Below are 20,537 nucleotides of genomic sequence, written 5' to 3'. Positions count from 1 at the left end.
CGTGTTCAATAAAGTCGTCATCTTCGGCGTAGGGCTGATCGGCGGCTCGTTCGCGCGCGCGCTGCGCCATGCCGGCGTGGCCGGCACCCTGGTCGGCGTGGGGCGCTCGCCCGAGGCGATGGCGCGCGCGCTGAACTTAAGCATCATCGACCAGGTGGCGGCCTCGGTGCAGGACGCCATGCTTGGCGCCGACCTGGTGCTGATCGCCGCGCCGGTGGCGCAGACCGCGCCGATCCTGGCGTCGCTGCTGCCGTACCTGGAAGCCGGTACGGTCGTTACCGACGCCGGCAGCACCAAGTCCGACGTGGTGGCGGCGGCACGCGCCGTGATGAAAGGCCGGGTCGGCCAGTTCGTGCCGGGGCACCCGATTGCCGGGCGCGAAACCAACGGACCCGATGCCGCCATCGTCGATCTGTACCACGGCAAAAAAACCGTGCTCACGCCGCTGCCCGAGAATGCGCCTGCCGACGTCGAGAAAGTGGCGGCCGCGTGGCGCGCCTGCGGCGCCATCATCCACACCCTCTCGCCGCAGGAACACGACACCGTGTTCGCCTCGGTCAGCCACCTGCCGCATCTGCTGGCGTACGCGCTGGTCGACGACATCGCCCGCAAGCCCCACGCCGGGCTGCTGTTCCAGTACGCCGCCAGCGGCTTTCGCGACTTTACGCGCATCGCCGGCTCCTCGCCCGAGATGTGGCGCGACATCTCGCTGGCCAACCAGCCGGCCCTATTGGGCGAGTTGGACGCATATCTGGCACAATTAACAGCGATACGCGCCATGCTCGCGAGCAGCGACGGCGCGGCCATCGAAGCGGTCTACGCCAACGCCCAGCGGGCGCGCTGCCGCTGGATCGAAGCGATCGAAACGGCCGAAGCGCCGCCGGCGCAGGACAGCAGTCCCGAATAAACCCAGCATTTCAAGGAATCCCAGCATGACCCAGCAGAAGCAGTACCCGCACCATATCGATCTCAAGCCCGTCATGCACGTCGAGGGCGTGGTGCGGCTGCCGGGGTCGAAGAGCATCTCCAACCGCACCTTGCTGCTGGCCGCGCTGGCCGAAGGCAGCACCACCATCATCGGCCTGCTGGCGTCGGACGACACCCTGGTCATGCTCGGCGCGCTGCGCTCGCTGGGCCTGACATGGGAGCAGGTCGACGGGCACACCCACATCGTGCATGGCGGCGGCGGCACCTTGCCGGTGCACGGGGCCGATCTGTTCATGGGTAACGCCGGCACCGCGATCCGCCCGCTGACGGCGGCGCTGGCCGTCATTGGCGGCGACTACACGCTGCACGGCGTCACCCGCATGCACGAGCGTCCGATCGGCGACCTGGTCGACGCCCTGAACGCCATTGGCGCCCAGATCGAATACACCGGCGTCGAAGGTTTTCCGCCGCTGCGCATCCGGCGCGGGCATATCCACGCGCAGCGCATGGCGGTGCGCGGCAACGTCTCGAGCCAGTTCCTGACCGCGCTGCTGATGGCCGCGCCGCTGATGGCGCGCGAGCACCCGGTCACGATTGACGTCGTCGGTGAACTGATCTCCAAGCCGTACATCGAAATTACCCTGAACCTGATGCGGCGCTTCGGCGTGACGGTCGAGCAGGACGGCTGGCAATCGTTCACCGTGCAGCCGGGTCAGCGCTACGCCAGTCCGGGCACGATCCATGTGGAAGGCGACGCCTCGTCGGCCTCGTACTTTTTGGCGGCGGGCGCGATTGGCGGCGGTCCGATCCGGGTTGAAGGAGTAGGGCGCGACAGCATCCAGGGCGACGTGCGCTTTGCCGAAGCGCTCGAGCAGATGGGCGCGACGATCACGCGCGGCGACAACTGGATCGAAGCGCGTTCGAACGGCGTGTTGAAAGCCATCGACGCCGACTTCAACCACATTCCCGACGCGGCGATGACGATTGCGGTGGCCGCGCTGTACGCCGACGGCACCACGACCTTGCGCAACATCGCCAGCTGGCGCGTGAAAGAAACCGACCGCCTGGCCGCGATGGCGACCGAGCTGCGCAAGCTCGGTGCGATCGTGGTGGAGGGGCCGGACTTCATTTCGGTGACCCCGCCCGTCGGCGCGCTGAGCGCCGCGACGATCGACACGTATGATGACCACCGGATGGCGATGTGCTTCTCGCTGGCGAGTCTGGACGGCAAAGCGCGGCGCGGCAACGCGATGCGCATCAACGACCCCAAGTGCGTCGCCAAGACCTTCCCCGACTACTTCGACGCCTTCGCCGGCATCGCCCACGACCAACTGATTTGAGGATGAACTCCTACAACAGAGCTCAACCCACCTACAACCGGGGTCAGAGCTCTAATTAGAAATTGATTGCATCACAGCGACATAAGCCCACGACCGGGGTCTGACCTCCGATTAGAAATTATTGCATACAGCGATAGAATTTTCTTTGGCCACACGTTGCCAGGTCAGTTCTGCCCACGCGGATGCCCGTGGTAGGCAGACATCGGCATAGCGCCGGGCCGGTGCGTGGCGGAAATTGTTTTTTGGCAATAAGTTTCTAATCAGAGGTCGGACCCCGGTTGGGGGGGGGCAATGTTTCGATTTAGAGCTCTGACCCTGGTTGGGGGATATTGCAATGTTTCGAATTAGAGCTCTGACCCCGGTGGTAGGACTTTTGATGCTCATCGTGGGATTTTTCACCTTACCGTTTTTGCACGTTTTATAGTGATTTCACCAGGACACCGTCCCATGCCACATTCGCATATTCCCGTCATCGCCATCGATGGCCCCACCGCTTCCGGCAAGGGGACCGTCGCCCATAAGGTGGCCGATCGCCTCGGCTTCCATTACCTCGATTCCGGCGCACTGTACCGCCTCACCGCGCTGATGGCGCTGCGCCGCGCCACGCCGCTCAGCGACGAACATGGCCTCGCGAAACTCGCCGAACACCTTCCCGCCAGCTTCAGCGGCGGTGAAATCCTGCTGGCGAACGAACATGTCACCCAACTCATCCGCGCGGAAGAAGTTGGCAACATGGCATCGAAAATCGCCGCGCTGCCGGCCGTGCGCCAGGCCCTGTTCGCGCTGCAGCTGGGCTTTCGCCGGGCGCCGGGACTGGTCGCCGATGGCCGCGATATGGGCACGGTCATCTTTCCGCACGCGCAACTGAAGGTGTTTCTCACCGCCAGTACCGAGGCGCGCGCGCAACGCCGATATAAGCAATTGATTGACAAGGGGTTTTCTGCTAATATAGAAGACCTCCTGTCCGATTTGAAGGCGCGCGACGACCGTGATACTTGCCGGGCCATCGCGCCATTGATGCCGGCAGAAGGGGCGCACCTGCTCGACACCTCCAATATGACCGCTGACGAAGCGGTCGAGGAAGTGCTGAAATGGTATGCGCACGCTAAGTAGTAGCAATGGGTGCTTGCAATTGCAATTGTGCCATTGCAGGCGTTGTTTCAACCTATAACCCAGTTTAAGTCGCATGGTGCGATCTCTGCTGGCTAACTCGTGTACAAACTATGTCAACAGCAACAACTGAAGCAACCGGTATGGAAAGTTTTGCAGCGCTCTTCGAGGAATCGTTGTCGCGCCAAGATATGCGCTCCGGCGAAGTTATTTCCGCTGAAGTCGTGCGTCTCGACCACAATTTCGTGATCGTCAACGCTGGCCTCAAATCCGAAGCTTTCATTCCTATCGAAGAATTCAAGAACGACCAGGGCGAACTGGAAGTTCAAGTCGGCGATTTCGTTTCCGTAGCGATTGAGTCGCTGGAAAACGGCTTCGGCGACACCATCCTGTCGCGCGACAAGGCCAAGCGCCTGGCGTCGTGGCTGGCTCTGGAAAAAGCCATGGAATCGGGCGAGATCGTCGTCGGTACCGTCAATGGCAAAGTCAAGGGCGGCCTGACCGTTCTGACCAACGGCATCCGCGCGTTCCTGCCGGGTTCGCTGGTCGACACCCGTCCTGTCAAGGACACCACCCCGTTCGAAGGCAAGACCCTGGAATTCAAGGTCATCAAGCTCGACCGTAAGCGTAACAACGTGGTTCTGTCCCGCCGCGCCGTCATCGAAGCATCGATGGGCGAAGAGCGTCAGAAACTGATGGAAACGCTGAAAGAAGGCACCGTGGTGACCGGCGTCGTCAAAAATATCACCGACTACGGCGCGTTCGTGGATCTGGGCGGTATCGACGGCCTGCTGCACATCACCGATCTGGCATGGCGTCGTGTGCGTCACCCGTCGGAAGTGCTGACCGTTGGCCAGGAAATCACCGCCAAAGTCCTGAAGTACGATCAGGAAAAGAACCGTGTTTCGCTGGGCGTGAAGCAACTGGGCGACGATCCTTGGACCGGTCTGTCCCGTCGTTACCCACAAAGCACCCGTCTGTTCGGCAAAGTAACGAACCTGACCGACTACGGCGCGTTCGTGGAAGTCGAGCAGGGTATCGAAGGTCTGGTTCACGTTTCCGAAATGGACTGGACCAACAAGAACGTGGCACCAAACAAAGTTGTCCAGCTGGGCGACGAAGTGGAAGTCATGGTTCTCGAGATCGACGAAGAGCGTCGCCGTATTTCGCTGGGCATGAAGCAGTGCAAAGCGAATCCATGGGATGACTTCGGCGTTACCCACAAGAAGGGCGACAAAGTCCGCGGCGCGATCAAGTCGATCACCGACTTCGGCGTGTTCATCGGCCTGGCTGGCAACATCGATGGTCTGGTGCACCTGTCCGACCTGTCCTGGACCGAAACCGGCGAAGAAGCTGTGCGCCGTTTCAAAAAGGGCGACGAACTGGAAGCCATCGTTCTGGCAATCGACGTCGAGCGCGAGCGCGTTTCCCTGGGTGTCAAGCAACTCGAAGGCGACCCATTCAACAACTTCGCTGCAATGAACGACAAAGGCTCCCTGGTAACGGGGTCGGTCAAGTCGGTCGAGCCTAAGGGCGCTGTCATCCAGCTGTCCGAAGAAGTTGAAGGCTACCTGCGTGCTTCCGAAATCTCGCGCGACCGCGTTGAAGATGCTGGTACCCACCTGAAGGTTGGCGATTCGGTTGAAGCACTGGTCATCAACATCGACCGCAAAGCGCGCAGCATCCAGCTGTCGATCAAAGCGAAAGACAATGTTGAAACCCAGGAAGCGATGCAGAAAATGGCTTCGTCCTCCGACAACAATGCGGCATCGGGCACCACCAGCCTGGGCGCACTGTTGAAAGCTAAGTTCGACAACAAGAACTAAGACACTCGGAATCGACAGATGACGAAGTCCGAGTTGATTAACCGCCTGGCTGAGCGCTATTCTCAGCTGGTGGCCAAGGATGCGGAGTACGCTGTCAAGACCATTCTCGATGCCATGACCAACGCTTTGGCGACTGGCCAGCGCATCGAGATCCGTGGTTTTGGTAGTTTTGCCCTGAACAGCCGGCCGCCGCGCATCGGACGCAATCCCAAGTCCGGCGACAAGGTGATGGTTCCCGAAAAACGGGTACCGCACTTCAAGCCGGGCAAGCAATTGCGCGAACGGGTAGATGCGATGGTCGGGCAGCCGATTATTGAAGACTGAGTCGTTTGTCGACACAGAAGAACGGCATCCCTGGATGCCGTTTTTTTTCGCCCGCAAAGTTCCGGGGTCAAATCCAAACGTTGAAACTAGGGACAGGCCCCGGTTGTGTCGCCGTCCCCGGCCTCGGCGGCCCCCTTGGCGGGAATCCATATCACCTTTGCTGATAGGTGCCATAGGCCCCCGCCTGCGCGGGGGCGACGGCCGAAAGGCCGTCGTTTTGGTGTAATATGCGACACTTGCGACCTTTTCAGACTGGACCTGGCTGATGAAATTTGTATCCACCATCGTTGGATTTATTCTGTTTATCCTGTTTTTCGGCTTCGCCCTGAAGAACACGCAGGAAGTCGACCTGCACTTTTTCCTCAATTACGAACTGCGCGGCCCGCTGGTGTTGATGCTGCTGGGCTTTTTCGTGGCCGGCGCCGCCCTCGGCATCCTGGCCGTCACGCCCACCGTGTTCCGCCACCGCCGCGAAACCTCGAAGCACAAGAACACCATCGTCGCCCTGCAAACCGTGGCGCGCACCAATGTTGCCCAGCCGCAGCCGGACAGCGTCAGCACGCAGCAGTAAGCCCGCAGTTACCCGGCACTCACCCATCTGAAAAACCAACAAAAAGAACCGCATGGAATTTGAAATCTGGATGTTGCTTGGCATCCCACTGTTTTTCGCCCTAGGATGGATCGCCGCGCGCGTCGACATCAAGCAGCTGCTCTCCGAATCGCGCACTTTGCCGCGTGGATATTTCCGCGGCCTCAACTTCCTGCTCAACGAGCAGCCCGACAAGGCCATCGACGCCTTCATCGACATCGTCAAGCTCGATCCCGAAACGGTCGAGATGCATTTCGCGCTCGGTAACCTGTTCCGCCGCCGCGGCGAGATCGAGCGCGCCATCCGCGTCCACCAGAACCTGCTCTCGCGTCCCGACCTGCCGGCCGACGAAAAGGCCCACGGCCAGTACGAACTGGGCATGGATTACCTCAAGGCCGGCCTGCTCGACCGCGCCGAAGAAACCTTCAACCTGCTGCTCGACACGCCCTACGGCGCCCAGGCGCGCCGCGCCCTGCTCGAAATCTACCAGCGCGAAAAGGAATGGCCGCGCGCCATCGAAGCCGCGCTCGGCCTGCAGGAATCCGGCGCCGGCGCGCGCCAGAAGGAAATCGCCCAGTTCTACTGCGAGCTGGCCCAGGATGCGCTGGTCCACATGCACACCGACGATGCCCTGGCCCTGCTCGACAAAGCCCTGCACGCCGACCGCAAGAACGTGCGCGCCACCTTGCTCACCGGCGACGCCCAGCTGGTCAAGGATGATGTCGAAGGCGCGCTGCTCACCTGGCGCCGCGTCGAGCAGCAAAGCGTGCCGCACGTGGCCCTGGTCGCGCAGCGCCTGATGGACGGCTACCGCAAGGTCGGCCGCCCGCAGGAAGGCGTCAACCTGCTGCGCTCCTACCTGGCCGAAGCCTCCTCGATCGACCTGATCGAAGTGGTGTTCAAGGCCGTCATCGAGCTCGATGGGGTGGACGCGGCCAAGCAGCTGATGATCGAGGAACTGCGCCGCAATCCGACCCTGCTCGGCCTCGACAAACTGCTCGAAGCGCGCCTGATGGACGCACCGGCCGATGTCTGGGAAGAGCTGTCGATGGTGAAGAACCTGGTGCGCGGCTACACCCAGAAGCTGGCGCGCTACCAGTGCAGCCACTGCGGCTTCAAGGCGCGCCAGTTCTACTGGCAGTGCCCGGGATGCAGCCGCTGGGAGACCTACCCGCCGCGCCGCACCGAAGAACTCAATGTCATGAACTAAATCCGAACGATGACCAATCTCAACGCCACACCCGCGCGCCTGCTCAGCGCCGACAGCCATTCCTTCATCGCCGCGCCCGACCTGGCCGCGGTGCGCATCCTGGTCGTCGGCGACGTGATGCTGGACCGTTACTGGTTCGGTGACGTCAGCCGCATCTCGCCCGAAGCGCCGGTGCCGATCGTGCGCATCGAAAAGCGCGAAGAGCGCCTCGGCGGCGCCGCCAACGTGGCGCGCAATGCGGCGGCCCTCGGCGCCCGCTGCGGCTTGCTGGGCGTGGTCGGCGCCGACGAAGCGGGCGAGCAGGTGGCACAGTTGCTGGCCGAGTCGCGCATCGACAGCTACCTGCAGCGCGATGCAGCCATTTCCACCATCATCAAGCTGCGCGTGATCGGCCGCCAGCAGCAGCTGCTGCGCATCGACTTCGAAGACGCGCCGACCGACACGGTCCTGCGCGACAAGCTCACCCAGTTCAACGCGCTGCTGCCCGATTACGACGTGGTGATCCTGTCCGACTACAACAAGGGCAGCCTGGTGAACGTGGCGCACATGATCGAGGCGGGCCGCGCGGCCGGCAAGATCGTCATGGTCGACCCCAAGGGCGACGATTTTTCGCGCTACGCCGGGGCCACCGTGCTCACGCCGAACAAGTCGGAGTTCCGCCGCATCGTGGGCAGCTGGTCGAGCGAAGACCAGCTCACCGCCAAGGCCCAGGCCCTGCGCGCCGAACTGCGCCTGGACGCGCTGCTGCTCACGCGCTCGGAAGAGGGCATGAGTTTGTACACCGGTAGCGAAGTGCTGCACATGCATGCCGACGCGCGCGAAGTGTTCGACGTCTCCGGCGCCGGCGACACCGTGATTGCCACCATGGCCTCGATGCTCGGCGCCGGCATGCCGATGGCCGACGCCATCATGACCGCCAACCGCGCCGGCGGCATCGTCGTCGGCAAGCTCGGCACGGCGACCGTGACGCGCGAGGAACTGTTCGGTCTGTAAAACAGCAGAGTCTGCCTACACGATTGGCATTTTGCTGTTCTGATAACGCTCAATCGGAGCGGTCAACATTGTGCCGGGTCACCCGTTGATTTGATGGGGCCGCAATCGCGTCCCTACAATCTGAAGGAGACACAACATGATCCGACAATTGATGCTGGCAGTAGCAACCCTGGTGGCCACGATGAGCATGGCGTTTGCCCAGGTCGACGTCAACAAGGCCGACGCAGCCGCACTCGACGGCGTGAAGGGCATCGGCCCCTCCACCTCCAAGCTGATCCTGGAAGAACGCACCAAGGGTGGCGAGTTCAAGGACTGGGCCGACTTTTCCAGGCGCGTCAAGGGCGTGGGCGACAAGCGCGCGGTCAAGCTGTCGCAGGCGGGATTGCAGGTAGCGGGCAAGCCGTTCGACGCTGCTGCTCCAGCGCCGGCCACGGCCAGTAAAGCGGCGCCAGCCGTAGCCGGCAAACCGGCCCCAGCCGCCAAGCCGGCGGCGGCCCCGGCCAAAATGTAAACGCCATGCATCTTGCCCAAAAACCCGCCGCCAACGCCGCGGGTTTTTTCATGGGCGCTCGGCTTGCGTGAGTAACGTTTTTTCGCTGTATGGACATACTAGTGCGCGCCGGGTCGTGAGAAGATAACGGCGCTCAATTAACTGTCGCCGTCGCGAAGGACCTCTCATGGCATCTGTCCCGTTCACCAAACCCCTGCTGGCCACCCTGATCGCCGCCGCTGCCGGCGCTTGCACCGCCGCCGTTCCCGCCGCTCCCGCGAGCCCGGACCTTGTCCGTCGCCAGGCCCAGGTCGACAAGATCGTCGGCGACATTTCGCCGCAGCGCATCGAAGCGCATGTGCGCAAACTGGTTGGCTTCAAGACGCGCCACACCATGTCCGATACGGTGTCCGATACGGTCGGCATCGGCGCCGCGCGGCGCTGGATCAAGGCCGAACTGGAGCGCTGCGGAGCCGCCGCCGGCGGGCGTTTGCAGGTGAGCTTCGACAGCCATGTCGCGCCGGTGTCGGCGCGCATTTCACGCCCGACCGAGATCGTCAACGTGGTGGCGACCCTGCCCGGCACGCAGGCTGCGTCGAAAGAGCGCATCTACGTCGTCAGCGGCCATTACGACTCGCGCAATACCGACATCATGGACGCCACCGGCGATTCGCCGGGCGCCAACGACGACGCTTCCGGCACCGCCGCCGTGATGGAAATGGCCTGCGTCATGGCGCGCCACCAGTTCGACGCGACCATCGTCTTCATGGCGGTGGCGGCCGAGGAGCAGGGCTTGCTGGGCGCGGCCCATTGGGCCGAACAGGCCCGCCTCAAGAACCTGAACCTGCAGGGCATGTTCACCAACGATATCATCGGCAGCTCGCGCGCCGAGGATGGCCGCGTCGACGACAGGCAGGTGCGCCTGTTCGCCGAATCGATTCCGGCGACCAGGGAGAACAGCGAAAGCAATCGCGCCCTCTTGGCGACCGGTGGCGAAAACGACTCGACCTCGCGTCAGCTGGCGCGCCATGTGAAGGAAGTGGGAGAGCGCTACGTGCCTGGTTTTACGGTGAACGTGATCCAGCGGCGCGACCGTTATCTGCGCGGGGGCGACCATATGCCGTTCCTGGAGCGCGGCTTTGCGGCGCTGCGCTTCACCGAACCGAACGAAGACTTCGCGCACCAGCACCAGAACGTGCGCAAGGAAGGGGCGATGCAGTATGGCGACCTGCCCGAGTTCAACGACTACAACTACATCGCGAAGGTGGCGCGGGTGAACGCGGCGGCGCTGGCCACGCTGTCATTGGCGCCGGCCGCGCCGCAGAAGGTGCAGATGCGCACCGCGAAGCTCGAAAACGATTCGTCGCTGGTGTGGCAGGCCAATGGCGAGCCCGATCTGGCCGGCTACCGCATTGTCTGGCGCGACACGACCGCCGCGCAGTGGCAGGGCGCTTTGTTTGTGGGGAACGTGACCGAGGCGACCGTCAAGCTGTCGAAGGACAACTACTTCTTCGGCGTGCAGGCGGTGGACAAGGATGGCAATGTGAGCGTGGCGACGTATCCGATGCCGTTGCGCTAAAGATCCCCCGTCGTTCCCGCGAAGGCGGGGACCCAAGTTTGTCGAGCCGCCGATAGCAATGGTACCAACTTGGGTTCCCGCCTCTGCGGGAACGACGTGGTGGTAGCCGCAACGACGGTGGCGGCGGCGCGAACCTCAGAGGCGGCAGACGCAAACGGCAGCGCCTACTTCATCGCCAGATACGCATGCAGCTGCGCCACCACGGCCGCACCTTCTCCCACCGCCGCCGCCACCCGCTTGGTCGACCCGGCCCGCACATCGCCGATCGCAAACACCCCCGGCACGGTAGTCTCCAGGTTCCCGTGCAGCGAACCGTCCGGGTTGAGCATGTGCCCGGTCACCCGGCAGCGCGCCATCATCACATCGGTCCCGGTCATCACGAATCCGCCCTGGTCGACCTGGACGCCGCAGTCGGCCAGCCAGCCCGAATTCGGATCTGCCCCGACGAACAAGAACACACTGCGCACCGCGTGGCTTTGTTCCTGCTCGCCGCGCTGGCGCCAGCGCACGCCGCTCAAGCGCTGCCCGTCGCCTTCCAGCCTGGTCAGGCTGGTATGCGTGTGCAGCACGATGTTCGGCGTCGCCGCAATCCGCTCGATCAGGTAACTCGACATGCTCGCCGCCAGCCCGGCCCCGCGAATGAGCATGTGCACCGTCTTCGCATGGCTTGACAAGAACACCGCCGCCTGGCCGGCCGAATTGCCGCCGCCGACCAGCACCACATCCTCGCCCTGGCACTGGCGTCCTTCCAGCGGCGAAGCCCAGTAGTACACGCCGCAGCCTTCGTATGTGGCCAGGTCGGCCAGGTCCGGCTTGCGGTAGCGCGCCCCGCACGCCAGCACCACCGCGCGCGCCTGTACCTGGCCGCCGTCCGCCAGCGACAGGCGCAGCGGATACTGGTCGCACAGCAGCTTGTCGGCCGCCGCCGGAATGGCCACCTGCGCGCCGAATTTTTGCGATTGCACGAAGGCGCGCCCGGCCAGCGCGCGGCCCGAAATCCCGGTCGGGAAACCGAGGTAGTTTTCGATGCGCGCGCTGGCGCCGGCCTGGCCGCCGAAGGCGCGGTTTTCCACCACCAGCACCGACAGGCCTTCCGAGGCCGCATACACCGCCGTCGCCAGGCCGGACGGCCCGGCGCCGACCACCAGCACGTCGTACACCTTGTCCGGATCGAGGTCGGGCAGCATGCCGAGGCAGTATCCCAGTTCGGCCAGGCTCGGATTCTTCTTGACCACGCCGTCCGGGCACACCACCAGCGGCAGTTCGTGCGGGCCGGGCTGGTACATGCGGATCAGCGCCTCGGCGTTCGGGCTGGTGGCCGGGTCGAGCACCATGTGCGGATGGCCGTTGCTGGTCAAGAAGGTCTGCAGGCGGAACAGGTCGGCGCTGCCGGGCGGGCCGACCAGCACCGGGGCGCTGGTGCCGGCTTCGATCAGTCCCACCCGCCGCAGGATCAGTGCGCGCATGATGCGCTCGCCCAGTTCGGCCTCGGCCACCACCAGCGCGCGCAGCGCTTCCGGCGTGACGATAAGCGCCTCGACCGTGCCGGCCGCGTGCGCGCTTACCAGCGCCGGGCTGCCCGACAACTGGCCCACGTCGGCCGTGAAGTGGCCCGGACCGTGTTCGACAATCGTGTGGCTGTTGCCCATGCCGTCGCACTGGCTGATGCGCACCTGGCCCGAGAGCACGATCATCATGCCCGGATTGCCGCCCCCGGCTTCGAAAATGGCTTGCCCGTCGTCCCAGTGCCCTTCCTTGCCGAAGCGGCGCAGGCGCGCGATTTCGGCCTGTGTCAGGACCGGGAACATCTGGTCGCGGCGCGTGTCGTATTTGCTCAGGGAGCTTTGGGCGCGCTCCTGAATGCTGTTGTCGGGAATGAAGTCGGGGGCGGGCAAAGTGCTCATGGGCGGTCGGCTCTGTGAGGGGATCAGCCCTCAGTCTAGCAGCTGGCTGACCCGTCTCATACGCACAAGGGCATCGTGGATTAGAATGATGTTTTGTTGAACTGCAAAGAGTAAGCCATGCCCTACATGACCATCGAAGATACGATCGGCAATACCCCGCTGGTGCGCCTGGTGCGCCTGCCGGGCGCCGATGCGGCCGCGCGCAACAACATCATCCTCGGCAAAATGGAAGGCGACAATCCGGCCGGCTCGGTCAAGGACCGCGCCGCCATGTCGATGCTGCGCCGCGCCGAAGAACGCGGCCAGATCAAGCCGGGCGATACCCTGATCGAAGCGACCAGCGGCAACACCGGCATCGCGCTGGCGATGGCGGCCGCGATCCGGGGCTACAAGATGCTGCTGCTGATGCCCGAGTACCTGTCGATCGAGCGGCGCCAGAGCATGGCCGCCTACGGCGCCCAGATCATCCTCACGCCCAAGACCGGCGGCATGGAATACGCGCGCGACATGGCCGAGCAGTTGCAGCGCGACGGCAAGGGCATCATCCTCGACCAGTTCGGCAATCCCGACAACCCGCGCGCCCACTACGAGTCGACCGGTCCCGAGATCTGGCGCGACACCAAGGGCGGCATCACCCATTTTGTGAGCGCCATGGGCACCACCGGCACCATCATGGGCGTGTCGCAGTATCTCAAGGAGCAGAACGAAGCGGTCCAGATCATCGGCGCCCAGCCCGAGGACGGCTCGCAGATTCCCGGCATCCGCAAGTGGCCCGAAGCCTACCTGCCGAAGATCTTCGACAAGGCGCGCGTCGACCAGGTCGAGAGCGTGAGCCAGGCCGCGGCCGAGCAGATGGCGCGCCGCATGGCGGCCGAAGAGGGCATCTTCTGCGGCATTTCGGCCGCCGGCGCCTGCGAGATCGCGCTGCGCATCTCGCAGACGGTGGAAAACGCCACCATCGTCTTCATCGTGTGCGACCGCGGCGACCGTTACCTGTCGACCGGGGTGTTCCCGGCATAAGCAGGAACGCGGCCGCAGCGGGGCAACATCGCCGCGCACAAAAACAAACGCCTTCCACCTTGAACGAGTCGGACCCGTTCATGGTGGAAGGCGTTTTTGCATGCTTCCCGTGCGCCGCCCCCCACAGGGCAAGGCACAGGCTTATCCGGCAGCGCCTGTGGGCGCGCGGACCGACCCCGCTATTACGCTGGATCGCCTTCTTTTGGCTTGAACTGTTTGTCGCTGATGCGGAACTTGTTGCGGCGGTCGCCCATCAAGTAGCGCAGGTCGCGGATCGACAGGTCGCTCACTTCGTGCATGCGGATCAGCAGGGAAGCGCCGACCGGCAGGCGGTGATGGCGGATCTTCGAGATCACCGGCGGCGCCACTTCCAGCGCGCGCGACAGGGCCGCATCGTTCTTGAGGCGCAGATTTTCAATCAGCGTGTCCAGTAAACGATTTGGGTTGTATTGCAGCAGATCATCGGAGTCCGAATCGCTGTTCATATCAATGCCGACTTGGTTTGTCATGATGTCAATAATTCCTATTGTGAGTGGTGCTGCTAAGTCAAACACGCGGAGCTCTCGCTGCTGGTCAACCACCGTCGAAGTGCGCTTGCGAATTTATCTTGGGTAACACTTTTTAAAAAATATACACAATTGTACAACGTTTTGTAATCTAATACCGATAAGCAATAACAGATTACAAAATGATGTCGGTCGTGTTGTCTGATCGCAACATAGCCGCATTGCAATTCTCTCACAAAATCACGGAAAAACTAATTGTTTTCCCAGAAAACTTAAGTGTAAGACAATTTAGATGCATCCGCCGCACAATTCTAAAGAGAACTGGCTTATTAGCAACATGTTTCTGAGTATATTAACGCAAGAGGCATTTCTATGGGGCACGAATGGATAGCCGGCGGGACACGTGCGACGCGCGCGGGCCGGGTGCGGCCTCAAAATCAGGCAACAAAAGGTGCTCCAGTCGTTACATTCTTTTACAAAGTTTCCACTGAGGCAAGAGGCTGTCCAGCCCGGTTCTGACGAATTGCACGTCCCAATTCGATCACCGACATGGCGTAGAAGTAAGAGCGGTTGTATTGCGTAATGGCGAAAAAATTATCGGTGGCGATCCGGTACTCGGTCGGATCGGGGCCGTTGGGCAGGTCGATCAGGCCGAAACGCTGGTTCGAAGGCAACACCGCGCTGGTGCTGACACCGCCCGCGCGCAATTCCTCGGCGCGGAACTTGGCCGCCAGGCCCTGGTTGAGCAAGCTTTCCCAGGCCCGGTCGTCGGACACGCTGGCCGGATACACGAGCGGCCCGGCCTGCTTTGCCTGCCAGCCGTGCTGGACCAGGAAGCTGGCCACGCTGCCGATCGCGTCCACCGCCGAGCCGCGCAGGTCGATGCTGCCGTTGTTGTCGTAGTCGACTCCGTAGGCCAGCACGCTGCCCGGCATGAACTGCGGCATGCCGATGGCGCCGGCAAAGGACCCAAGCATCGACAGCGGGTCGATATTCGACTTGCGTGCCAGCACCAGCGCGTTTTCCAGCTCGCCGCGGAAGAAAGCCATGCGCGCGGCCCGGTTGGGCGCCTCGGGATAGGCGAAGGCCAAGGTGGCGAGCACGTCGAGCACGCGGAAGCGCCCGGTCTGGCGTCCGTAGATGGTTTCCACGCCGATGATGCCGACGATGATTTCGGCCGGCACGCCGTATTCGGCCTGGGCGCGCGCCAGCACCGCGGCGTGCTGGTTCCAGAACGCCACGCCGGCCCGGATGCGGATCGGCTCGATCGTCACCCGGCTGTAGTTCTGCCAGTTCTTGGGCTTGCCCTTGGGCGCCGGCTTGACCAGCTGGACCGCGGTCTCGATGTAGCGGATCTGGCCGATCAGCGCAGCGAGCTCGGCGCGCGGAAAGCCGTGCCGCAGCGCCACCTCGTCGGCGAAGGCATTGACCGCCTCCGACTCGCTGAAGACGAGCGCGTCGCCGGCCTGGGCCGCCGTCAGCGCGGCCGCGGCGGCGGCGGGCACGGCCACGGCGGCGGCCTTGCGCGCGGCTTTGGGCTTGGACTGGGCACTTTTCTTGCCGGTTTTTTTGGCAGGCGCAGCCTGGCTCAGGGGACTTGCCGACACGGCAAGTGCCAGCAAGAGAGAAGTAAATTTCATTAAATGTTGTTCAGCAAACTTTTCAGGGTGGAAGCGAGCCCGGAAGCGGGCGGCCGGGCACTGTATTTGTGGGCGCTGTAGAGGGCCAGGAAGCGCTTGGCGGCAGCGATCTTGTCCTGCGCCAGCGTGCCTTGCGCGAGCCTGGCGGCGTAGGCGTTGGGACCCTCGTCGGCGGCGCGCGCCATGCCAAGCTGGCTCATCCTTCGACACAGGGCCGAGTATAGCGCATCGACCGGGTCTGTCCCGCGCCGCAGCCGTAGCGCGCGCCACACCAGCAACAGTGCCCCGATGGCGGCCAGGACGGCGAGCGTGCGCCAGTGCGCCAGGCTGAGCTTGAGGCTGTCGAGCAAGCCGCTCTGGCGGTCCGGCGTGTAGTTCAGCACCCACTGGTTCCAGCCATTGTTGATCGCGTCGAAGCGAAAGCGCAGCTGTTCGAGCAGCGCGTTGCGCTCGCCGCTCAAGCCGAGCAGCCCGCCCAGGCCGGCGAAGGCGGGCGGATTTTGCGTCAGCGCGCTCGCCAGGCCGCGCTGCACCCGTTCCGGCGCCACCGCGCCGGTCGGGTCGACCCGCAGCCAGCCGCGCTCGGCGATCCAGACTTCGGCCCAGGCGTGCGCTTCCGACTGGCGCACCGACAAAAAGCCGTCGATGGGATTGAATTCGCCGCCCTGGTAGCCCATCACCACGCGCGCCGGCACGCCGGCGGCGCGCATCAGCACCACGAAGGCGCTGGCGTAATGTTCGCAAAAGCCGGAGCGCGTCTTGAACAGGAAGTCGTCGACCGAGTTGCGCCCCAGTAGCGGCGGCTGCAGCGTGTACGAAAACGGCTGCTCGGTAAACATGGTCAGGACCGAACGGACGCGTTGTTCCGGATCGGGCATCGTGCGGCCGATGGCGGCGCCGGCTTGCAGCGCCTGCGGGTTGAAGCCGTCGGGCAGGTCCAGCCAGCGCCAGCGCTCCACCAGTTCGGGGGCGGCGCCGAGGCTGTAGTCGATGTGCGAACTGAGGTCGTAGCGCACGCGCTTGTCGAGCGCGTAGTTGGCGAACAGTTCCAGCTCGTTCGAGACGCGCGCCGTATTGTCTTCCAGGTCCGGCAGGCGCTCGGGCAGGTCGAGCGCGAACAGCCAGTTGTTGGACGACGGCTCCAGGGTCAGCTGATAGCGGATCGCCGGTCCGCGCATCTTCATCGAAATCCGTTCGGGCGCGCTGCGCGGCGAGCGCCGCACCTTGGTCCAGGTGCGCCCGTCGAATTCGCCCAGCACCACGCCGCGCCAGTACAGCTGCGCCTTCGATGGCGGCGGATCGAGAAAGCGCACCTGGAACACCGGATCGTCCGATTGCGCCAGGTTCGACATATTCCCCGGCGCCATGCTGTTCGACAGGCCCATGCGCCCGCCCTGGGCGTCGCTCGGCATGCCCCACAGCGGCCCCTGGATGCGCGGGAACAGCACGAACAGCAGCACCGCCAGCGGCGCGGCCATCAGGAACACGCGCGCGCCCATCCACAGGCGCCGGCCCAGCGGCGGCACCGCGCCGGTGAACTGGAACGACAACTGCGCGGTCAGGAGCGCAATGATCGAGGCGATCATCATCAGGGCCGTGAACATGCTCTGCGAGTAGAAGAAATTGGTCAGCACCAGGAAGAACGACAGGAAGATCACCACGAACAGGTCGCGCCGCGCGTGCATCTCCAGCATCTTGAAGGCCACCAGCAGCACCAGCATGGCCACCCCGGCATCGCGTCCGAACAGGGTCTTGTAGCTCATGAACACGCCCGCCATGGCCGCCATCGACAAGGGCAGCAGCAGCAGGGCCGAGGGCATGCGCGTGCCGCGCAGGGTCGCCACGGCGCGCCACAGCAGGGTCAGGCCGCACAGGGCGGACACCCACAGCGGCAGGTGGCCGGCATGGGGCGCCAGCACCATCAACGCCGCCGCCAGCAGCAGCAGGGTGTCGGCCTTGTCGCGCGGGAGCTGGGCGGCCAGGCGCGCCAGGCCGCCCCGGCTGGCTGGCTTGAGCGCGCTCATGGCGCCTCTCCCAGGCCGTGCAGGGCCAGCGCGCGCAGGCAGGCCGCCTGGTGCGCTTCGCCGCTGGACGCCTCGAAATCGATGGCGCCCATGCGGAACGCGTAGGGCAGGGCGCGCTGTTCGGCGTCCAGCACCCAGCGCGTCATGCGCGACAGGCGCAGTTCCAGGTTCATGAAGACCGGCATGGCATTGAAGTCGAGCACCAGCTCGTCGATCGCGCCGCCTTCGAAGTGCTTGGTGACCAGCTGGCCGCCGTCGGCCGGGTCGAGCCGCGCGATCTGGCGCCACGCCATGTGGCGCATCGGGTCGCCCGGCTGGTAGCTGCGGATGCCGGCGAAGTCGTCGTGGCCGGCGTGGCCGTGGCCGTCGGCGCTCTCGACGCCCGACATCGGCAGCGGCGGCGCGTTCTCTTCGGGGAAGGGATAGACCAGGGCCGACAGGTCTGGCTGCCAGTAGCTCCAGGCGCGCAACAAACCAAGCGGAAAACGGGTCGACAGGCGGATGCGCGGCGCCGCCAGCCAGCCGCGTTCGAGGCTCGGCGCCGACAGCGTCAGCGCGCTGCTGGCGCCGGCCGCCACGTCGGTCACGTGGCGCGCCTGCCCGGCCTCGATGAAGTCGATCCACAGCGCGTACCGGTCCAGCTTGGTGCGGTTGACCACGTGCAGTTCGAACTGCGCCACTTCGCCGGCGAACACCGGCTGCGCGCGGCCCGGGCGCAGGTGCAGGTACGCCAGGTTCTTGTAGGTCAGGATGATGTCGACCATGGCGCAGGTGCCCATGGTGAAGGTCAGCGCAAAGCCCAGCCCGAGCGAGTAGTTGATGGAGCCGATCAGCAGGGTCAGGATCAGCGCGGCGAATCCCATGCCGGCGCCGCTGGGCAGGATGAACACGCGGCGCTGGGCCAGGTAGGTTTCGCCAGGATCGATCCCGCGCTTCTGGAACAGCCAGGTATCGGCCTTGGCGCGTACCGCGGCGGGAATCAAACGGACCAGGAAGGAGGGGGCGGAGTCGGACATGCCCGCTTACACCGGCACCGATTTCTGCAGTTGCAGGACCAGGTCGCGGCTGGCCAGCGCCACCCCGTGCGCCGACTTCAAGGGACGCAGGCGGTGCGCGCAGACCGGCACCAGCACCGCCTGGATATCTTCCGGCACCACGTGGTCGCGCCCTTCCATGGCGGCCCAGGCGCGCGCGGCCTGCAGCAGCGCGATCGATGCGCGCGGCGACAAGCCCTCGGCGAACATGCCGTTCTGGCGCGAGGCCTGCGCCAGCGCCTGCACGTAATCGATCAGCGAGGCCGAGGTGTGGATTTCGCGCAGCGCCTTTTGCGCCACCGTCAGTTCGGCTGGCTGCATGGCCGCCGGCAGCGTCTTGAGCATGCTGCGGCGGTCCTCGCCCATCAGCAGCGCGCGTTCGGCGGCGGCGTCGGGGTAGCCGAGCGAAAGGCACATCAGAAAGCGGTCCAGCTGCGACTCGGGCAGGGCGAAGGTGCCCACCTGGTGCAGCGGATTTTGCGTGGCGATGACGAAAAACGGCGCCGGCAGGGCGCGCGTGACGCCGTCGGCGGTCACCTGGCGCTCTTCCATCGCTTCGAGCAGGCCCGATTGGGTCTTCGGCGTGGCGCGGTTGATTTCGTCGGCCAGCAGCACTTGCGTGAAGATCGGGCCGGGATGGAACACGAAGCCGTTCTTTTCGCGTTCGTACACCGAGATGCCGGCCACGTCGGCCGGCAGCAGGTCGCTGGTGAACTGCACGCGGTTGAATTTGAGGCCGAGCGAAATGGCCAGCGCGTGCGCCAGGGTGGTCTTGCCGACGCCCGGCACGTCTTCGATCAGCAGGTGGCCGTTGGCCAGCAGGCAGGTGAGCGCCTGGCGCACCTGCAAATCCTTGCCGACGACAATCTGGCTGACCTGGCGGGCGACGGCGTGCATCTTTTTGAACATGGCGTTGATCTTTACAGTGTGCGGTGGGTGGTCGTGCGCACCGGCGTGGGGCACGGCATGGTAGATTAGCGCCTTCGGCACCACTACTGCGTCATCACGACCCGTTTCTCCAAGATTCTATGCGAGAACGGCGTTTCCGGTGCAACATTGATGACGCCGCTACTGAAATCACGCACATGAGCACAGCCATATACAGCCACCCCGATTGCAGCCGCCACGACATGGGCGAATGGCATCCGGAGTCGCCCGCGCGCCTGCAGGCGATCGAAGACCAGTTGATCCTGGCCCGCATCGACAGCCTGGTCGAACGGCGCGAGGCGCCGCTGGCCGAAATCCCCGCCATCGGCCGCAACCACACGCTCGAAGCCATCGCGCTGGTGCGCGACAATACGCCCACGCGGGAAGGCGAGACCTATCCGCTCGATGCCGATACCACGCTCTGTTCGCACAGCTACCAGGCCGCGCTGCGCGCCGCCGGCGCCGCGCTGGCCGCCACGGACGCCGTCATCGCCGGCAGCATCGACAACGCCTTCTGCGCCATCCGCCCGCCCGGCCACCACGCGCTGCCCACCGAGCCGATGGGCTTTTGCCTGTTCAACAACGTGGCGATCGCCGCGCGCCACGCGCTCGAATCGCACGGGCTGGAACGGGTGGCGATCATCGACTTCGACGTCCATCACGGCAACGGCACCGCCGAATCGTTCCGCGACGATCCGCGCGTGCTGATGGCCAGCTTTTTCCAGCATCCGTTTTATCCGTACACCGAACCGGAGCCGCAAACGGCCACCTGCGTCAACATTCCGGTGCCCGCGCGCAGCGGCGGCGACGTGGTGCGCAAACTGGTCACCGAGCACTGGCTGCCGGCGCTGCACAACTTCAAGCCCGAGATGATCTTCATTTCGGCCGGCTTCGACGCCCACCGCGAAGACGATGTGGGCGGCATGGGCCTGGTCGAAGCCGATTACGCCTGGATCACGCGCGAAATGATGACCGTGGCGCGCCTGTACGCAAGGGGGCGCATCGTCAGCTGCCTGGAAGGCGGCTACAACCTGTCGGCGCTGGGACGCAGCGTGGCGGCGCACATCAAGGTATTGGCCGAGCTGGAGTAGCCG

Annotated in this window: 18 protein-coding genes; 12 read left to right on the top strand and 6 right to left on the bottom strand. The window is 64.4% G+C overall.

The features are described from left to right. Position 1 precedes the first annotated feature (1 nt). The 10 genes from F2P45_RS10660 (at position 2) to F2P45_RS10615 (ending at position 10,388) form a co-directional block, all read left to right on the top strand. A complete protein-coding gene (locus F2P45_RS10660) occupies positions 2 to 907 on the top strand; it encodes a prephenate dehydrogenase (RefSeq protein WP_166874002.1) in 906 nt (301 codons plus the stop codon). A gap of 25 nt (positions 908 to 932) precedes the next feature. After that, the gene (gene aroA / locus F2P45_RS10655; protein ID WP_166873999.1) at positions 933 to 2,267 is read left to right on the top strand and encodes a 3-phosphoshikimate 1-carboxyvinyltransferase; all 1,335 of its coding nucleotides are present in this window, start codon (positions 933 to 935) and stop codon (positions 2,265 to 2,267) included. Positions 2,268 to 2,714: 447 nt separating this feature from the next. Next, positions 2,715 to 3,380, top strand: coding sequence for a (d)CMP kinase (gene cmk / locus F2P45_RS10650; protein ID WP_166873996.1), 666 nt, complete (start codon positions 2,715 to 2,717; stop codon positions 3,378 to 3,380). Between the two features lie 110 nt (positions 3,381 to 3,490). Further along, a complete protein-coding gene (rpsA, locus tag F2P45_RS10645) occupies positions 3,491 to 5,203 on the top strand; it encodes a 30S ribosomal protein S1 (RefSeq protein ID WP_267877345.1) in 1,713 nt (570 codons plus the stop codon). A gap of 18 nt (positions 5,204 to 5,221) precedes the next feature. Then, the gene (locus F2P45_RS10640; protein WP_008446215.1) at positions 5,222 to 5,527 is read left to right on the top strand and encodes an integration host factor subunit beta; all 306 of its coding nucleotides are present in this window, start codon (positions 5,222 to 5,224) and stop codon (positions 5,525 to 5,527) included. Between the two features lie 265 nt (positions 5,528 to 5,792). After that, the gene (locus F2P45_RS10635; RefSeq protein ID WP_126075989.1) at positions 5,793 to 6,098 is read left to right on the top strand and encodes a LapA family protein; all 306 of its coding nucleotides are present in this window, start codon (positions 5,793 to 5,795) and stop codon (positions 6,096 to 6,098) included. 52 nt (positions 6,099 to 6,150) lie between these two features. Beyond that, positions 6,151 to 7,326: a lipopolysaccharide assembly protein LapB gene (gene lapB / locus F2P45_RS10630; protein WP_166873988.1), complete on the top strand. Its 1,176-nt coding sequence runs from the start codon at positions 6,151 to 6,153 to the stop codon at positions 7,324 to 7,326. Positions 7,327 to 7,443: 117 nt separating this feature from the next. Continuing rightward, on the top strand, positions 7,444 to 8,319 hold the full coding sequence (gene rfaE1 / locus F2P45_RS10625; protein WP_229505026.1) for a D-glycero-beta-D-manno-heptose-7-phosphate kinase: 876 nt from the start codon (positions 7,444 to 7,446) through the stop codon (positions 8,317 to 8,319). A gap of 136 nt (positions 8,320 to 8,455) precedes the next feature. Beyond that, positions 8,456 to 8,830 (top strand): ComEA family DNA-binding protein, encoded by a 375-nt coding sequence (locus F2P45_RS10620; protein WP_166873982.1) that lies wholly within the window; start codon positions 8,456 to 8,458, stop codon positions 8,828 to 8,830. A 166-nt stretch (positions 8,831 to 8,996) separates the two neighbouring features. Then, the gene (locus tag F2P45_RS10615) at positions 8,997 to 10,388 is read left to right on the top strand and encodes a M20/M25/M40 family metallo-hydrolase (RefSeq protein ID WP_166873979.1); all 1,392 of its coding nucleotides are present in this window, start codon (positions 8,997 to 8,999) and stop codon (positions 10,386 to 10,388) included. Between the two features lie 164 nt (positions 10,389 to 10,552). On the opposite strand, the gene F2P45_RS10610 is transcribed toward F2P45_RS10615, so the two are convergent. Then, positions 10,553 to 12,292: an FAD-dependent oxidoreductase gene (locus F2P45_RS10610; RefSeq protein WP_166873976.1), complete on the bottom strand. Its 1,740-nt coding sequence runs from the start codon at positions 12,290 to 12,292 to the stop codon at positions 10,553 to 10,555. Positions 12,293 to 12,409: 117 nt separating this feature from the next. On the opposite strand from F2P45_RS10610, the gene cysM reads away from it, so the two are divergent. After that, a complete protein-coding gene (gene cysM, locus F2P45_RS10605) occupies positions 12,410 to 13,312 on the top strand; it encodes a cysteine synthase CysM (protein WP_166873974.1) in 903 nt (300 codons plus the stop codon). Between the two features lie 182 nt (positions 13,313 to 13,494). On the opposite strand, the gene F2P45_RS10600 is transcribed toward cysM, so the two are convergent. The 5 genes from F2P45_RS10600 to F2P45_RS10580 form a co-directional block, all read right to left on the bottom strand. Then, a complete protein-coding gene (locus tag F2P45_RS10600) occupies positions 13,495 to 13,821 on the bottom strand; it encodes a hypothetical protein (protein ID WP_054266941.1) in 327 nt (108 codons plus the stop codon). Positions 13,822 to 14,291: 470 nt separating this feature from the next. Then, on the bottom strand, positions 14,292 to 15,458 hold the full coding sequence (gene mltB, locus F2P45_RS10595) for a lytic murein transglycosylase B (protein WP_166873971.1): 1,167 nt from the start codon (positions 15,456 to 15,458) through the stop codon (positions 14,292 to 14,294). Beyond that, entirely contained in the window at positions 15,458 to 17,482 is a 2,025-nt protein-coding gene (locus tag F2P45_RS10590) for a transglutaminase TgpA family protein (protein ID WP_166873968.1), read from the bottom strand. Before F2P45_RS10590 ends, mltB begins: the two co-directional genes overlap by 1 nt. Then, the gene (locus tag F2P45_RS10585) at positions 17,479 to 18,498 is read right to left on the bottom strand and encodes a DUF58 domain-containing protein (RefSeq protein WP_166873966.1); all 1,020 of its coding nucleotides are present in this window, start codon (positions 18,496 to 18,498) and stop codon (positions 17,479 to 17,481) included. The genes F2P45_RS10590 and F2P45_RS10585 overlap by 4 nt, the downstream gene beginning before the upstream one ends. Positions 18,499 to 18,504: 6 nt before the next feature. After that, positions 18,505 to 19,425: an AAA family ATPase gene (locus F2P45_RS10580; RefSeq protein ID WP_166873963.1), complete on the bottom strand. Its 921-nt coding sequence runs from the start codon at positions 19,423 to 19,425 to the stop codon at positions 18,505 to 18,507. Between the two features lie 176 nt (positions 19,426 to 19,601). Between F2P45_RS10580 and F2P45_RS10575 the strand changes: the two genes are divergently transcribed. Beyond that, positions 19,602 to 20,534, top strand: a complete 933-nt coding sequence (locus F2P45_RS10575; RefSeq protein WP_166873960.1) for a histone deacetylase family protein — start codon at positions 19,602 to 19,604, stop codon at positions 20,532 to 20,534. Positions 20,535 to 20,537 lie beyond the last annotated feature (3 nt).

Origin of the sequence: Massilia mucilaginosa (genome assembly GCF_011682145.1) — a bacterium.
Lineage (GTDB): Bacteria > Pseudomonadota > Gammaproteobacteria > Burkholderiales > Burkholderiaceae_D > Telluria_A > Telluria_A mucilaginosa.
This window is presented reverse-complemented; position numbering and strand designations above follow the sequence as displayed.

Coding starts and splice junctions, on each gene's coding strand:
- rpsA (WP_267877345.1), top strand. CDS start 3,491: ATGTCAACAGCAACAACTGAAGCAACCGGTATGGAAAGTTTTGCAGCG.
- F2P45_RS10620 (WP_166873982.1), top strand. CDS start 8,456: ATGATCCGACAATTGATGCTGGCAGTAGCAACCCTGGTGGCCACGATG.
- F2P45_RS10610 (WP_166873976.1), bottom strand. CDS start 12,292: ATGAGCACTTTGCCCGCCCCCGACTTCATTCCCGACAACAGCATTCAG.
- F2P45_RS10580 (WP_166873963.1), bottom strand. CDS start 19,425: ATGTTCAAAAAGATGCACGCCGTCGCCCGCCAGGTCAGCCAGATTGTC.
- F2P45_RS10635 (WP_126075989.1), top strand. CDS start 5,793: ATGAAATTTGTATCCACCATCGTTGGATTTATTCTGTTTATCCTGTTT.
- cysM (WP_166873974.1), top strand. CDS start 12,410: ATGCCCTACATGACCATCGAAGATACGATCGGCAATACCCCGCTGGTG.
- F2P45_RS10585 (WP_166873966.1), bottom strand. CDS start 18,498: ATGTCCGACTCCGCCCCCTCCTTCCTGGTCCGTTTGATTCCCGCCGCG.
- rfaE1 (WP_229505026.1), top strand. CDS start 7,444: ATGCTGGACCGTTACTGGTTCGGTGACGTCAGCCGCATCTCGCCCGAA.
- cmk (WP_166873996.1), top strand. CDS start 2,715: ATGCCACATTCGCATATTCCCGTCATCGCCATCGATGGCCCCACCGCT.
- F2P45_RS10615 (WP_166873979.1), top strand. CDS start 8,997: ATGGCATCTGTCCCGTTCACCAAACCCCTGCTGGCCACCCTGATCGCC.
- aroA (WP_166873999.1), top strand. CDS start 933: ATGACCCAGCAGAAGCAGTACCCGCACCATATCGATCTCAAGCCCGTC.
- lapB (WP_166873988.1), top strand. CDS start 6,151: ATGGAATTTGAAATCTGGATGTTGCTTGGCATCCCACTGTTTTTCGCC.
- mltB (WP_166873971.1), bottom strand. CDS start 15,458: ATGAAATTTACTTCTCTCTTGCTGGCACTTGCCGTGTCGGCAAGTCCC.
- F2P45_RS10600 (WP_054266941.1), bottom strand. CDS start 13,821: ATGACAAACCAAGTCGGCATTGATATGAACAGCGATTCGGACTCCGAT.
- F2P45_RS10640 (WP_008446215.1), top strand. CDS start 5,222: ATGACGAAGTCCGAGTTGATTAACCGCCTGGCTGAGCGCTATTCTCAG.
- F2P45_RS10590 (WP_166873968.1), bottom strand. CDS start 17,482: ATGAGCGCGCTCAAGCCAGCCAGCCGGGGCGGCCTGGCGCGCCTGGCC.
- F2P45_RS10575 (WP_166873960.1), top strand. CDS start 19,602: ATGAGCACAGCCATATACAGCCACCCCGATTGCAGCCGCCACGACATG.